Annotated in this window: 12 protein-coding genes; 8 read left to right on the forward strand and 4 right to left on the reverse strand. The window is 56.2% G+C overall.

Annotated features, from left to right (window positions below; genetic code table 11):
- Positions 1 to 9: 9 nt before the first annotated feature.
- From GFH31_RS08670 to purB, 4 genes are all read right to left on the reverse strand, one after another.
- Positions 10 to 2,787: a family 78 glycoside hydrolase catalytic domain gene (locus GFH31_RS08670; RefSeq protein WP_153497785.1), complete on the reverse strand. Its 2,778-nt coding sequence runs from the start codon at positions 2,785 to 2,787 to the stop codon at positions 10 to 12.
- An 87-nt stretch (positions 2,788 to 2,874) separates the two neighbouring features.
- Positions 2,875 to 4,050, reverse strand: coding sequence for a multidrug effflux MFS transporter (locus tag GFH31_RS08675; RefSeq protein ID WP_153497786.1), 1,176 nt, complete (start codon positions 4,048 to 4,050; stop codon positions 2,875 to 2,877).
- Between the two features lie 165 nt (positions 4,051 to 4,215).
- Positions 4,216 to 4,374: a rubredoxin gene (rd, locus tag GFH31_RS08680; protein ID WP_055202543.1), complete on the reverse strand. Its 159-nt coding sequence runs from the start codon at positions 4,372 to 4,374 to the stop codon at positions 4,216 to 4,218.
- 49 nt (positions 4,375 to 4,423) lie between these two features.
- Entirely contained in the window at positions 4,424 to 5,779 is a 1,356-nt protein-coding gene (gene purB / locus GFH31_RS08685; RefSeq protein WP_101571768.1) for an adenylosuccinate lyase, read from the reverse strand.
- A 251-nt stretch (positions 5,780 to 6,030) separates the two neighbouring features.
- Between purB and GFH31_RS08690 the strand changes: the two genes are divergently transcribed.
- From GFH31_RS08690 to GFH31_RS08725, 8 genes are all read left to right on the forward strand, one after another.
- Complete coding sequence (locus GFH31_RS08690) at positions 6,031 to 6,312, forward strand: DUF4834 family protein (RefSeq protein WP_055202541.1); 282 nt, start codon at positions 6,031 to 6,033, stop codon at positions 6,310 to 6,312.
- Positions 6,313 to 6,396: 84 nt separating this feature from the next.
- On the forward strand, positions 6,397 to 7,140 hold the full coding sequence (locus GFH31_RS08695; protein WP_055203506.1) for an MlaE family ABC transporter permease: 744 nt from the start codon (positions 6,397 to 6,399) through the stop codon (positions 7,138 to 7,140).
- A gap of 1 nt (position 7,141) precedes the next feature.
- Positions 7,142 to 7,897, forward strand: coding sequence for an ABC transporter ATP-binding protein (locus GFH31_RS08700; protein ID WP_055202539.1), 756 nt, complete (start codon positions 7,142 to 7,144; stop codon positions 7,895 to 7,897).
- A gap of 158 nt (positions 7,898 to 8,055) precedes the next feature.
- Positions 8,056 to 9,060, forward strand: coding sequence for a type I glyceraldehyde-3-phosphate dehydrogenase (gene gap, locus GFH31_RS08705; protein ID WP_055202537.1), 1,005 nt, complete (start codon positions 8,056 to 8,058; stop codon positions 9,058 to 9,060).
- Positions 9,061 to 9,242: 182 nt separating this feature from the next.
- Positions 9,243 to 10,634, forward strand: coding sequence for a Gfo/Idh/MocA family protein (locus GFH31_RS08710; RefSeq protein WP_153497787.1), 1,392 nt, complete (start codon positions 9,243 to 9,245; stop codon positions 10,632 to 10,634).
- A 28-nt stretch (positions 10,635 to 10,662) separates the two neighbouring features.
- On the forward strand, positions 10,663 to 11,742 hold the full coding sequence (locus GFH31_RS08715; RefSeq protein WP_153497788.1) for a phosphotransferase enzyme family protein: 1,080 nt from the start codon (positions 10,663 to 10,665) through the stop codon (positions 11,740 to 11,742).
- A 48-nt stretch (positions 11,743 to 11,790) separates the two neighbouring features.
- Entirely contained in the window at positions 11,791 to 12,702 is a 912-nt protein-coding gene (locus GFH31_RS08720) for a glycosyltransferase family 2 protein (RefSeq protein WP_055202533.1), read from the forward strand.
- 59 nt (positions 12,703 to 12,761) lie between these two features.
- The gene (locus GFH31_RS08725; protein ID WP_153497789.1) at positions 12,762 to 13,925 is read left to right on the forward strand and encodes a glycosyltransferase; all 1,164 of its coding nucleotides are present in this window, start codon (positions 12,762 to 12,764) and stop codon (positions 13,923 to 13,925) included.
- Positions 13,926 to 14,543: the final 618 nt, after the last annotated feature.

A 14,543-nucleotide genomic window follows, 5' to 3' on the forward strand; every position in this document is an offset into this window, starting at 1 on the left:
GGTCGGCGGTTATTTCCGTACCGAGAAGTTGTAGACGCCCGATCCGACGTGCAATACGGTGCGGTCGCCCTTCCGTTCGACGGTAATGCCTTCGATCTTGTCCAGCGGCTGCCCGTTTTCGGAAATGGCTTCCGGATCGGCTGTAGGCAAGTAGACGAGCGCCGAGGCGTTGCCCGGGATTTCGACCGTCTGCCGGAACGTCTGCGGCGTATCGTTCCATTCGCTGCGGATCAGTCCGTACGGCGATTCGAACGCGACGCGGGCGCTGCGGATGTCGCCGACGACCTGCGGGTCGATCACAACCTCTTTATAGCCGACCGATCCCGGAGCCTGCGACAATCCTCCCAGTCCGTTGAACAGCCACGAATAGAGGTGGCCGAGCATACAGTGGTTGTGCGACAGGTAGTCCTTGCTCATCCACGATTCGGCCAGCGCCGTTTCGCCGCAGGCCAGTTGGTAGCCGTATCCCGGCACGTCGTAGCGGCTGTTCATGTCGAACAGCACGTCCGACGCCCCGTTGTCGAGCAGGGCCTGCACGACGTAGCGGTAGCCGACGTCACCGGCCGTCAGCGCGTTGCCGCGGCTGCGGATGTCGTCGATCAGGTTTTGCAGTACGACCGGTTTGTTTTCGGGTTCGACCAGTCCCATGTAGAGCGCCATGGCGTTGGCCGCCTGGCTGTTTCGGTCGTATTTTTTCGTATTTTTATCGAAATATTTGTCGTTGAACGCCTGCTTGACCTGTGCGGCCAGCGCGTCGTAACGAGCGGCGTCCTCCGTTTTACCGAACAGTTCGGCGACCCGTTTCATGGTGCAGATGTCGTAGTAGTAGATGGCCGTCGCGCTGACTCCGTTCGACGTGAGTTGCGAGTGCGCCGGTTCGCCGGGGCCGATATCGCACCAGTCGCCGAGGCCGTAGGCGACGATATGACCGTCGGCTTTCGACGACAGGTAGTCTACGTATCGAGCCATTTTGTCGTAATTCTCTTCCAGCGGGCGGGTATCGCCGTACCATTGGTAAAGGTACCACGGGATCAGGATGTAGGCGCTTCCCCATTCCGGAGTGTCCAGGAAACCTTCCGAGAAGACCGTGTATTGCGGGGCGATGGTCGGGATCATGCCGTCCGCGTGCTGCGCCGTCGCCATGTCGCCGACGATCTTCGGGAATGCCCGCGAGATGTCGTAGCCGAACTGCACCGACGGTCCGATCAGATGAGACTGTTCGAGCCATCCCAGTTTCTCTCGGTGCGGGCAGTCGGTGAACACGCTCGAAAAATTGCTGCGGATCGCCCAATCGATCAACTCGTAAATCCGGTTAAACAACGGGTTCGAGCAGGCGAACGCGCCGACCGGCGCGGCGGAGTTGGTCGTATGCAGACCGGTCAGTTCGACGATTTCGGGCAGTCCGTCCGGGTTCGGCTCGCCGGCCGGAACGGCTCCTTCGACTTCTACGTAGCGGAAACCGTAGTAGGTGAACTGCGGCTGCCAGGTTTCCGGCTCGCCGGTACCGAGCGTCGTGTAGCTGAGTATATAAGGGCCTCCCGACGAACGTTGGTTCGCGGTGCTGTCGCCGCCTTGTAATTCGGAAGGGAACATCCGTACCGTATGTTTGCCGTTGGCTTTGACCGTCAAGCGGACGATGCCCGACGCATTCTGCCCGAGGTCGTACAGGTAATTGCCCCGGCTGTTTTCATATTTGCGCACGGTCGGCAATGCCTGGCGGATTTTCAGCGGCGTGGTACGCTGCGCTCGCAGCGGGCTGTCGAATTTCGTGAGAACCGCATCCTGCCATCCGCTGTCGTCGAATCCGGCCTCTTTCCAACCTTGCTGCACGAGGTTCGCATCGAAATCCTCGCCGCCGTAGATGCTCGAAAAAGTGATCGGGCTTTGCGTGGTTTTCCACGACGCGTCCGATACGATCGTGTCCGACGTGCCGTCTTCGTACTCGATTTCCATCTTTAGAAGCATTTTCGGAGCGCCGTACGATCCGACGAATTTCGTGTAGCGTTCGTTCGGGATATTGAAAAAACCGTTGCCGAGCATCACGCCTATGGCGTTTTTCCCCTGTTTCAGTCGGTCGGTCACGTCGAACGACACGTACTGCGCTTCTTTATCGAATTTCGTCCAGGCCGGGTCCAGAAAATGATCTCCGGTCTTGGTGCCGTTGAGGAACAGTTCGAACTGACCGAGCCCGCAAACGTAGGCCGTCGCGCGGCGCACCGGCTTGTTCACCGGAAATTCGCGCCGCATTTGCGGCAGTTTGTAGCGGCCGATCACCGGCAGGTGGCGTCCCAATCCGTCGGTCACCGTCAGGCTGTCGATGTCGGGTTCGAATGCGATCCACCGTGCTCCCGACCAGTCGGCCTGCGATAGCAGTCCCATTGCGAAAGATGCGGTGCGCGCCCACGGGGACGCTTTTTTCGTGCCGTCCCATACGCGGACGCTCCAGTAGTATTTTTTTGCCGCTTCAAGCGGTTCGCCTGCGTAAGGGACGAGTAGCGATTGCGACGAAGCGATTTTTTTGCTGTCCCACACGTTGCCCGTGCCGCGTTCGACCGCTTCCGGCGTGTCCGAAACGATGATCTGGTAAGCGGTCTGTACGGCGCCCCGTGTCGGGGCGTACAACTGCCAGCTGAAACGCGGCGTTTGGGTTTCGATGCCGATCGGGTCGGTCTCCTGCTCGCATTTGAGTTTGTCTGCGCCGAAGGATTGTCCTTGTGCTGCGCCCGTTCCGAGCAGCAGCAATATGCCTAAAAGTCCGTATGAACGGATCGCCGAAAAGTTTTTCATTGCTGAAAAGATTGATTCGTGTGCTAAAATACGCTTTTTGTACCGTTTCTCAAAACGGATTTTCCGGGAAGGGGCGTAAAGGGATGTTCAGTTTCGGGAGGGGCGGCAAGCCAGCGCTCCGAAACAGAGCGAAACGACGCTACAGCATACGGTCAGCAGACCGGTCAGCAACAGGATATCGCCCAGACCGGTCAGCGGCGAAACGATCGCGCCGGAGAGGAATTGGAAAAACCCGATCACGGCCGAAGCGCTGCCGGAGTGTTCGCGTTCGATGTCGAGCGCGAGGGCCGTCGAGGTCGGCAGGATCATGCCGATGGCGACCATCAGCAGGAAAAGCGTGGACTCCAGGAACCCGAACGGAAGTCCGCACAGCAGGGTCGTCGCGTACAGGATGCCGGAACCGACCAGGCCCCACAGGCCTGCCGACAGCGCGTTGCTTCCCCTGCGGAACCGGCCGGCCAGCCAGCTGCCGACGATGATGCCCGCTGCGTTGGTAGCGAAGCAGACGCTGTATCCGATCGGGCTGAGGCCATAATGCTGTTGCAGGATAAACGGCGACGAGGCGATGTAGGTGAAAAATACGCCCATCCCGAAAGCCTGCGTTAGTACGTAATACATGAACCGGCGGTGTCTGAGGATCGGAACGAAAGCTCGGAACGTGCCCCAGACGCTGCCTTGTATCCGTCGGTGTTTCAGCAGCGATTCGCTAATCCGCAGGTTGACGGCGAAAAGCAGGATGCCGATTACGAGCAGCGTCACGAAAATGCCGTGCCAGTCGGTAAAGTTCAGCAGGAATCCGCCGAATACCGGCGCGAGGATCGGGCTCAGCCCGTTGACGACCATCAGCATCGAGAAAAAGCGGCGCAGTTCCTTGCCTTCGTACAGATCGGCCGCGACCGATTTCGACAGTACGATCCCGCCTGCTCCGGCGATTCCCTGGAACAGTCGGAACAGGACGAACGAATAGATGTCCCAGGCGAACAGGCAGGCGACGGTCGCCGCGACGAACAGGCCGAGCGTGATGAGGATCGGCCGTTTGCGGCCGTACTTGTCGCTGATCGGGCCGACCAGCAATTGGCCGCCGGCGAGGCCGAGCATACTTGACGTCAGGCTCAGTTGCACCATCGATGCGGGCACGTCGAAGTAGTCGCCGATCGACGGGAGTCCCGGCAGGTAAAAATCCGTAACGAACGGGCCGAATGCCGACAGCATGCCGAGAATGATCAGCAGGAAAGTGCGGGAGTTGCGGCGATGGATTTTCATGGTCGGATTTTTATCCCGCAAAAATAACCATTTTTTGTAAAAACCGTTCCCCGAAGAGGAAGGGACTGCGGTACGACGCGTTGCGGCGGATTCCGGCGGTTGCCGGAAAACGAAAGCGGGACGCGCTCCGGAGAGCGTGTCCCGCCTGAAATTCCATGCGGCGGATTACAGGGCCTCGAAAACTTCTTTCCCTTCCTGGCACAACGGGCATACCCAATCGTCGGGCAGGTCTTCAAAAGCGGTTCCGGGTTCGATTCCGTTGTCGGGATCGCCCACTTCCGGGTCGTAAATGTACCCGCATACTTGGCATTTGTACTTTTTCATCGTATTCGATATTTTATTGAGTGAGACATTGCGTCGCGTAAAAACGGTTTTAGTATTTGCACACGCCGGTATAGGTCTGCGGCGAAAGCCTGCGGAGCTCTTCCTTGACTCCTGCCGGCACGTCCAATCCTTCGATAAACGCTTTGATATCGGCTTCGGTGATCGGCTTGTTGGTGCGGGTCAGCGCTTTCAGCGCCTCGTACGGGTTCGGATAGGCTTCGCGGCGCAGAATCGTCTGGATGCCTTCGGCGACGACCGCCCAGTTGTGTTCGAGGTCTTCGTTGATCGCGTCGAGGTTGATGATCAGCTTGTCCATCCCTTTGAGGATCGACTTGAAGGCGATGACCGTATGGGCCATCGGCACGCCGATGTTCCGCAGTACGGTCGAGTCGGTCAGGTCGCGCTGCATCCGCGAGATCGGCAGTTTCGACGACAGGTGTTCGAATACGGCGTTCGCCACGCCGAGGTTGCCTTCGGCGTTCTCGAAGTCGATCGGGTTTACCTTGTGCGGCATCGCCGACGAGCCGACTTCGCCCGCTTTGATCTTCTGTTTGAAGTATTCCATCGAAATATACGTCCACATATCGCGGCACAGGTCGATCAGGATCGTATTGATCCGCTTGAAGTTGTCGAGGATCGCGGCGATGTTGTCGTAGTGCTCGATCTGCGTGGTGACCTGCGAACGTTCCAGGTGCAGGATGTCGTTGACGAAACGGTTCGCGAATTCGATCCAGTCGATGCCCGGGTAAGCGGCTACGTGCGCGTTGAAATTCCCGGTGGCTCCGCCGAACTTGGCCGGCGACGGAATCGCGCGCGACAGCGCGATTTGCTTGTTCAGCCGTTCGACGAATACGCAAATCTCCTTGCCGAGTTTCGTAGGCGAGGCGGGCTGCCCGTGCGTATGCGCCAGCAACGGGATCTCTTCCCACTCCTTCGACAATGCCGTGAGCTTGGCCACCAGTTGTTCGATCAGCGGATAGTAGACGTCGTTGGTCGCGTCGCGCAGTGTCGACGGAATCGCCGTGTTGTTGATGTCCTGCGACGTGAGCCCGAAGTGCACGAACTCCTTGTGCGCGCCGATACCGAGCTGCTCCATTTTCTCTTTTACGAGGTATTCGACGGCTTTCACGTCGTGGTTGGTCGTCTTCTCGATCTCTTTGACGCGTAGCGCGTCCGCTTCCGAAAAGTCGCGGTACAGGTCGCGCAGCCCTTCGAACGCCGACGCGTCCACGTCGGCGAGTTGCGGCAGCGGCAATTCGCACAGGGCGATAAAATATTCCACTTCGACCATCACCCGGTAGCGGATCAGCGCGAACTCCGAGAAGTAGTCGGCCAGCACTTCGCATTTGCTGCGGTAACGGCCGTCGACGGGCGATATGGCGGTTAATTCAGACAATTCCATCATTTTTTTACGGTTCTTAATCACACAATAGAAAACAAACAAACCAAGGCGCGCCTTGGCGTCCCGGTTTTTTCGATCTGTCATGCAAATATACGAAACCTCCGCGTAATCTGCAATAAATGTGCCTTCAACTTCGTATTGTGTCAAAAAGAGGGCAATTTTATGCAATCCGGAATTAAAATGTTACTTTTGTAAATTCCGGGGACATTCTTTGCAGGGTTTTTGCCCCGGAGAATTTTTAGGTTGACGAAGCTATGCTGACGGTATTGTTTTTTATCATTGTCGGGTTTTACCTGTTCGGATTGCTCGGCCGGTTGTTTTTGAATTATTGGATCCGCAAGAAACAGCGGGAGTTCGCCGAAGGTGGCGGCGGGTTTTCGCGTACCTATACGTGGGGGACGGGTTTCGGCCGCAGCAGCCGTCCGAAGCCGGAAGGCGACGTGACCGTGCGGCAAACCGCTTCCGCGCAGAAAAAAGTGAACCGGAACGTCGGCGATTACGTCGATTACGAGGAGGTGAAGGAGGAGGCGAATTAGGCTTCCGGGCTGTTCGCCGCGACGATTTTGCCGGTGGAAACCGTCGCGGAAGTTACCCGTCGCCGGATATTTTGGATGTTGATTATGAAAAAACTGTTTGAACAGATAGGCCGTTATTTCGTGCTGATGGGGAAGGTTTTCTCGAAGCCCGAGAAGATGGCCATCTACCGGAAGCGGATACTGGCCGAAATCCAGGATTTGGGGCTGAATTCGATCGGGATCGTGGCGATCATCTCCGTTTTCATGGGGGCCGTGATTACGATCCAGATGGCGTTGAACCTCGAGTCGCCGTTCATTCCGAAATACCTGATCGGATACGCCGCGCGGGAGTCGATGCTGCTGGAGTTCAGTTCGACGGTCGTGGCGCTGATCCTGGCCGGAAAGGTCGGGTCGAACATCGCTTCCGAAATCGGTACGATGCGGATTACCGAGCAGATCGACGCGCTGGAGATCATGGGCGTCAATTCGGCGAGCTACCTGATTCTGCCGAAGATCATCGGCACCGTATTCTTTTTCCCGTTCCTGACGATCCTGAGCATGATTATCGGCGTGGCCGGCGGATACGTCGTGAGCATACTGACCGGGGCGGTGAATCCCGATTCCTACATCGTCGGCGTGCAGTACCAGTTCAAACCTTTCTACATCACTTATTCGCTGATCAAGTCGTCCGTATTCGCGTTCATCATCACGTCCATTTCGGGTTTTTACGGCTATTTTGCCAACGGCAACTCGCTCGAAGTCGGGCGGGCCAGTACGCAGGCCGTCGTGGTCAGCAGTATCGTGATTCTGATATTTAACCTGATTCTCACACAGTTACTTTTGACATAGCATGATTCGAGCCGAACATATCGTAAAGTCTTTCGACGGACGCGTGGTGCTGAACGACATTTCCGCCGACTTCGCTCCCGGAATCACCAACCTGATTATCGGACAAAGCGGTTCCGGAAAGACCGTACTGCTCAAGTCGCTTGTCGGGCTGCATAAGATCGACAGCGGCAATATCTACTATAACGACGTTTGTTTTAACCGGCTGCCGTTCAAGGAGCGCAAGGCGATCCGCGAGGAGGTCGGCATGATTTTCCAGGGAGGCGCGCTGCTCGACTCGTCGAACGTCGAGGAGAACGTGCGGCTGCCGCTCGACCTGTTCACGACGATGAGCATGAGCGAGAAGCGCGACCGGGTGAATTTTTGCCTGAAACGGGTCAACCTCGGCGACGTGAACCATCTGTACCCGGCCGAAATCAGCGGCGGGATGATCAAGCGCGTGGCGATCGCCCGCGCCATCGTGCTGAATCCGAAGTACCTGTTCTGCGACGAGCCGAACTCGGGGCTCGATCCGATGACGTCGGTGCTGATCGACAACCTGATCCAGGAGATCACCCAGGAATACAACATCACGACGATCATCAACACGCACGACATGAACTCGGTGATGGAGATCGGCGAACACATTATTTTTATCCATCAGGGGCAGAAATGGTGGGAAGGCACCAAGCACGATATTCTGCATGCCGATAACCGCGAGCTGAACGATTTCGTGTTCGCTTCGGCGATGGCCAAGCGCGCCCGGGAGGTGGAAATGTAGCGGGGCGGGCCGTACCGAACGGACGTTCCGCGGGAGAGGCGGTTTACTAAAAAAATTTAAAATAATTTTGCAGGCTCCCTGTTTTTTATATACTTTTGCAACGGTGTATTATAAGGTATTTTTCGGCAATTGATTAACCTTTCAAAATAAGTAGAATTATGTCAAAGATTAAAATTGGTATCAACGGTTTCGGCCGTATCGGACGCCTGGTGTTCCGTGCCGCAATGGCCAAAGACAATTTGGAAATCGTCGGAATCAACGACCTGATTTCGGTGGATTACATGGCTTACATGCTTCGTTACGACACGATGCACGGTCAGTTTAAAGGCACGATCGAAGTGAAGGAAAACGCACTGGTTGTCAACGGCCACTCGATCCGCGTAACTGCTGAAAAAGATCCCGCAAACCTGAAATGGAACGAAGTGGGCGCCGAATATGTCGTTGAATCGACCGGCCTGTTCCTGACCAAGGAAAAAGCCGAAGCTCATATCAAAGCGGGCGCGAAACGCGTCGTTATGTCGGCTCCGTCGAAAGACGATACCCCGATGTTCGTAATGGGCGTGAACAACAAAACTTACGCCGGTCAGACGATCGTTTCGAACGCATCCTGCACCACGAACTGTCTGGCTCCGATCGCCAAAGTGCTGAACGATAAATTCGGTATGGTAGAAGGTTTGATGACCACCGTTCACTCGACCACCGCTACCCAGAAGACCGTAGACGGTCCTTCGATGAAAGACTGGAGAGGCGGCCGCGCCGCTTCGGGCAACATCATCCCGTCGTCGACCGGCGCCGCCAAGGCCGTAGGTAAAGTAATTCCTGCGCTGAACGGCAAACTGACCGGTATGTCGCTGCGCGTACCGACCCTGGACGTATCGGTCGTAGACCTGACCTGTACGCTGGCTAAGGATACCACTTACGACGAAATCTGCAAAGCCATGAAAGAAGCTGCCGACGGCGAACTGAAAGGCATCCTCGGTTACACCGAAGACGCCGTGGTTTCCTCGGACTTCCTGGGCGACGCGCGTACTTCGATTTTCGACGCGAAAGCCGGTATCCAGCTCTCTCCGCGTTTCGTGAAAGTCGTTTCGTGGTATGACAACGAATGGGGTTACTCGAACAAAGTGCTCGAGCTGATCGAATACATGAACACCGTGAAATAGTTTTATAACAACGGTGTATTTTTGCGGGGGATGCCTTTGGGGCGTCCCCCGCTTTGTTTTCGCGGGCGCTCAGTCTGCGGCGCCCGTTTCGCCGTATGCCGCATAATGTTGGCGCGGATCGCTGGAAGTTCGGGGCTTTTTATTATATTTGTCTTCTTATTGAAGTAATATTCCGAAATGTTATGAAATCACGGATAAGTGTTTTACTGGTCGCTTTCGCGATGCTGTTCGCGGCTGCGATCCCGGAGACGGCGACAGGCAAGTCTCCGAAAGTGCGCAACGGAATGATCGAATTCCCCGAGCCGGCCCGCGCGAAAGGGCAGACCGACGTGCTGCAATTGCGCTGCGATCCGATTCCGGTGGTTCGGGTGGCTTTTATCGGACTCGGGATGCGCGGCTCGATGGCCGTGGAACGTTATACCCACCTGGACGGGGTGCGGATCGTAGCGCTGTGCGACGTGCGTCCGGAATTGGTGGAGAATGCTCAGGGAACGCTGAAAAACGCCGGGCTGCCCGCCGCCGCCGGATATACCGGCGCGGAGGATTGGAAAAAGGTCTGCGAACGGGAGGACGTCGATCTGATCTACAACTGCACGCCGTGGCTGCTGCACACTCCGATCGCCATCTACGCGATGCGACACGGGAAACACGTGGCGCTGGAAGTTCCGGCCGCGATGTCGATCGACGAGTGCTGGCAGTTGGTCAATACGGCCGAGCAAACGCGCCGCCACTGCATGATGCTGGAAAACTGCTGCTACGACTTTTTCGAGATGGCTACGCTGAATATGGCGCAACAAGGGCTTTTCGGCGAGGTGATGCACGTAGAGGGAGCTTATATCCACGACCTGCGCTCGCTGAACCTCGACGACAAAACCGGATATTACGATATGTGGCGGTTGAAATACAATACCGACCATACCGGCAACCCGTATCCGACGCACGGTCTCGGGCCGGTCTGTCAAATCCTGAATATTCACCGCGGCGACAAGATGAACTACCTGGTTTCGGTATCTACCGACCAAAAGGGACTTTCGCTGGCCGCTGCCGGGAAATTCGGGAAGGATTCCGAGTATGCCGAAACCGATTACAAACTGGGCGATATGAACACCACGTTGATCCGTACGGCCAAAGGCAAAACGATCCTGATCCAGCACGACGTGACCAGCCCGCGTCCCTATGACCGCCTGCATAAGATCAGCGGTACGAAAGGTTTCGCGCAGAAATATCCTGTCGAGGGAATCGCTCTCGAACCGAATGCGCATTCGTTCCTGGCGAAGCCGGAGTTCGATCAGTTGATGGCCGAGTACGAGCACCCCATTTCCAAAGAGATCGGCGAGAAGGCGCGTCAGGTCGGCGGGCACGGCGGCATGGACTTTATCATGGATTACCGGTTGATTTACTGCCTGCACAACGGGCTGCCGCTGGATCAGGACGTGTACGATGCCGCCGAATGGTCGTCGCTGGTCGAACTGACCGAAACGTCGGTAAAACATCGCGGGATGCCTGTAAAAGTGCCCGATTTTACACGCGGAGCCTGGAACCGAATCAACGGATTTTCGCATGCCGTCAAATAGCGGCGTCGGCGAATGAAATAAGCAGATTATGGAAAAGATAGATCGGATCGTAACGTTATTTGATATTGCCGGCGAGGTCGTAAAGATCGCTCCGGTAGGCAGCGGATGGATCAACGATACCTACCGTGTTTCGACGGCGGGCGATGTGCCGGATTATGTGCTGCAACGGATTAATCACCGTGTTTTCCAGGACGTTGACCTGTTGCAGCGTAACATCGAGCGGGTTACTTCGCACATCCGCCGCAAGTTGACCGAAGCGGGCCGCGAAGATGTGGAACGCCGGGTGTTGCGCGTCGTGCCGACCAAAGACGGCAAACTCTATTATTTCGACGGGGAAAACTACTGGCGGATGATGGTTTTTATCGCCGGTTCCGTTACGCATGAGAGCATCACCGGCCCGTTGGCTTACCTGACCGGGCAGGCGTTCGGCGAGTTCCAGTCGATGCTCGCCGATATCGGTGAGGGGGCGCTCGGGGAGACGATCCCGAATTTCCACAACATCGAGTTCCGGCTCGAAGGTTTCCGCGAAGTGGCGGCCCGCGATCCGCAGGGACGCCTGGCAGGTGTGCGGTGGATGGTCGACGAACTGCTGGCCCGCGCCGACAGGATGTGCCTCGCGCAGCGGCTTTTCCGTGCCGGAGAGCTGCCCAAACGCGTCACGCATTGCGATACGAAGGTCAACAACATCCTGTTCGACGAGCAGGATCGCCCGTTGTGCGTGATCGACCTGGACACGACGATGCCGGGGTTCGTGCTGTCCGATTTCGGCGATTTCATCCGCACGGCGGCCAATACCGGAGCCGAGGACGATCCCGATCTGGACAAAGTGGATGTCGATATGGATATTTTCCGCGCCTTCGCCAAAGGGTATGTCGAGAGCACCGCATCGTTTCTGACGCCCGTCGAGCGCGAGAACCTGCCCTACGGAGCGCAATTGCTGACCTACATGCAGACGGTACGATTCTTGGCGGATTACCTCGACGGCGACAATTACTACAAGATCAATCATCCGGAACACAACTGGCAGCGTTCGAAGGCGCAGTTCAAGCTGCTGCAAAGCATCGAAGCGCAGGAAAAAGCCATGAACGATTACATCGCCGGGTTGTAGATTACTGAAAAAGGGACGGAACCGCAAAAATTTTCCGCGAGGACATCTATGAAAAAACTGTCGATCGTAGTCGCAACGTACAACCGGGCTCCGTACCTGCTCCGGACGCTGGAGAGTCTTGCGCGTCAGACGCTGTCGCCCGGCCTGTTCGAAATACTGGTCGTCAACAACAATTCGTCGGACAATACGCCCGAGGTGGTCGCCGGTTTTGCCGGCAGCCATCCGCAGTTGCAGGTGCGGATGGTGACCGAGACGTCGCAGGGAATTTCCTATGCGCGCAACTGCGGCATCGCTTCGTCGGTCGGGCAGTACATCGTATTCATCGACGACGACGAAGAGGCAAATCCTGAGTTTGCTAAAAGCTATTTTTGTTTTTTTGAAAACAATCCGGGTTTGGATGCTGCCGGGGGGGCGGTTGTTCCGGTTTACGAAGCGCCGTTGCCGGCGTGGTACTCCTACTATATCGAGAAAATGATCACCGGGGCGTTCGATTTGGGCGACCGCATGGTGCCGTTTCGCGGGAAACGGTACCCGGGCGTCGGCAATTCCGGTTTCCGCCGCCGGCTGTTCGATCGGTTCGGTAATTTCAACACGGCGCTCGGACGTTCGGGAGCTAACCCGATGGGGGGCGAGGAGAAAGACTTCTTTATGCGCGTACGGGCGCAAGGCATCCGTTATTACTACGTTCCGGGCGCTGAAATATACCATATTACGCCGGCGTCGAAGCTGACGCGGGCTTATTTCGAACGGTTGACCCGGATGATCGGCGTCAGCGAGCGGGTGCGCACCCGCTCCGAAGGGGGCGTTTCGTTCCCGAAACGTCTGTTGGCCGAGGCGGTCAAATGGGGCGGGGCCTGCGTATTCGCATTCGGCTACCTGTGCCGCCTGCAGCCGCTGAAAGGGTGGTACCTGCTTCGGATGCGGTGGAATATTACCTGCGGTCTGTTGACCGGTAAGTAGGCGTTCTGCCGCGGGAGTTTCGGGACTGAACGGCTCCCGGCGTTTCAAAATCTTTGGTTATGAGCGATTCGAAAAAAATACTGATGGTTTCGGATGCGTGTTATCCGGAGCTTTCGCCTCGGGCGTTCCGCACGACCGAGCTGGCGCGCGAGCTGGCGCGCGAAGGACACCGGGTAACGTTGCTGATTCCGAACCGGCAGGTTTTTCGCGACGATCCGTTGCAGGCGGACGGGTTGCGGGTGATTTTTGCCGACGGTACGGTAGAGGGACGGGGCGGGTCGGCGGTCGCCCGCAGAAACAAGAGCATCCGCCGATTTATCCCGAAATTCGCACAGCGCTGGATTCTCTATTTTTACTGCCACGAGTTTTTCGCCAAATACAATCCGGGGATTTTCCGGCGGTTGGTCGCGTTGGACGAGCCGTTCGACGCCGTGCTGTCGATTTCGTATCCGGCCGCGATCCACCGGGCCGTATCCCGGGCGATGCGGCGGAATCCGAACCTGAGGCATGCCGTGACGATCGCCGAATTCAGCGATCCGCCGTTCCGCGGCGATGTGGCGCCGAACGTGTTTCCTGTCTATTACCTGATCCTGAAATGTTGGGGGCGCCGGTTCGATTATTTTACGATTCCGGTCGAAAAGGCGTTGGGCTGTTACACGCCTTATAAGAGCCGGGAACGGATAAGAATCATTCCGCAGGGATTCGATCTGAACGCCGTGAAACGCCGGCCTTACGAGCCGAATCCGCAGCCGACGTTCGCCTACGCAGGCCGTTTCTACGAGCGGATCCGCGACCCGCGCTTCTTTTTCGATTTTCTGGAGACGCTGGATGCGGATTTTCGCTTCGATCTGTATATCAATTACCTGGACCCTTGTTTCGCCGAAATGATCCGGCAGGCGCAACAGCGGGTGCGCGGCCGGATCGTGCTGCGCGAAGCGTTGCCGCGCGAACGGCTGATCGAACGGCTCGGCGCGGCCGATTTTCTGATCAATTTCGACAATACTACGTCGAACGCTACGCCGAGCAAGCTGATCGACTATGCGATGACCGGCCGGCCGATCCTGTCGTTCAACGACCGCACGTTCGATCCGGACGGGTTCCGCGCGGCGCTTCGCGGCGATTATCGCGCGCAGGTGCGGGGAATCGACCTGTCGCAGTACGATATCCGGAACGTGGCGGCGCAGTTTATCGATCTGATCGACGCCGGGAAACAAAAGGAATAGGGGCTTTCCGGCCTTTTTCGGCGCGGCTTTGGCTGCCGAAATTGACGTGATTCCGATACGGGATTTGCGGGTGTACGATTTATTTTGAGTCGTGTTGCCGAATAGTCGACACGTGCACCTGACTTCTAATTAACTGCAAATTGTTTGTCGGATGTTTTCAACCGTTAGGAATACGGCCTGTTATTTTTTCTGTTTTCACGATTTTTTTCTATTGTAATGCTTGAAATCGCATATTATATATAAGAGTGCGAATCGTGTAGCCATGTTCCCCGTTTTAAATATCAATAATTCCGATATAATGTCCTTTTCGTATTATTTTAAAGAAGGCGCAGAGGAACGATTCTTTCGGAAAGAGGACGTCCGCTATTATATCAGGTATAAAGATAAGACCTATGACCTATCATGCGAAAAGAATCAAAAACGACCTGACGGATTTCCCGGCCTATATTTATCTCAATTCGAGTTTCCCGAGTTGTGTTCATCTTATTATAAAAACTACTTGGTCGATGTGATTATCCCGAGCAGCATGATCGATTTTCCCAGGAACGGTTCAGACAAGATTTTCGTAGAAGGTTTGGGCGAGATAACATCGGACGATAATCCGATAGTTGTAATGAT

Origin of the sequence: Alistipes sp. dk3624 (assembly GCF_009557455.1) — a bacterium.
Lineage (GTDB): Bacteria > Bacteroidota > Bacteroidia > Bacteroidales > Rikenellaceae > Alistipes_A > Alistipes_A hominis.

Excerpts from the sequence above, each read along its gene's own strand:
- GFH31_RS08670 (WP_153497785.1), bottom strand. The coding sequence starts at position 2,787 with ATGAAAAACTTTTCGGCGATCCGTTCATACGGACTTTTAGGCATATTG.
- GFH31_RS08675 (WP_153497786.1), bottom strand. The coding sequence starts at position 4,050 with ATGAAAATCCATCGCCGCAACTCCCGCACTTTCCTGCTGATCATTCTC.
- rd (WP_055202543.1), bottom strand. The coding sequence starts at position 4,374 with ATGAAAAAGTACAAATGCCAAGTATGCGGGTACATTTACGACCCGGAA.
- purB (WP_101571768.1), bottom strand. The coding sequence starts at position 5,779 with ATGATGGAATTGTCTGAATTAACCGCCATATCGCCCGTCGACGGCCGT.
- GFH31_RS08690 (WP_055202541.1), top strand. The coding sequence starts at position 6,031 with ATGCTGACGGTATTGTTTTTTATCATTGTCGGGTTTTACCTGTTCGGA.
- GFH31_RS08695 (WP_055203506.1), top strand. The coding sequence starts at position 6,397 with ATGAAAAAACTGTTTGAACAGATAGGCCGTTATTTCGTGCTGATGGGG.
- GFH31_RS08700 (WP_055202539.1), top strand. The coding sequence starts at position 7,142 with ATGATTCGAGCCGAACATATCGTAAAGTCTTTCGACGGACGCGTGGTG.
- gap (WP_055202537.1), top strand. The coding sequence starts at position 8,056 with ATGTCAAAGATTAAAATTGGTATCAACGGTTTCGGCCGTATCGGACGC.
- GFH31_RS08710 (WP_153497787.1), top strand. The coding sequence starts at position 9,243 with ATGAAATCACGGATAAGTGTTTTACTGGTCGCTTTCGCGATGCTGTTC.
- GFH31_RS08715 (WP_153497788.1), top strand. The coding sequence starts at position 10,663 with ATGGAAAAGATAGATCGGATCGTAACGTTATTTGATATTGCCGGCGAG.
- GFH31_RS08720 (WP_055202533.1), top strand. The coding sequence starts at position 11,791 with ATGAAAAAACTGTCGATCGTAGTCGCAACGTACAACCGGGCTCCGTAC.
- GFH31_RS08725 (WP_153497789.1), top strand. The coding sequence starts at position 12,762 with ATGAGCGATTCGAAAAAAATACTGATGGTTTCGGATGCGTGTTATCCG.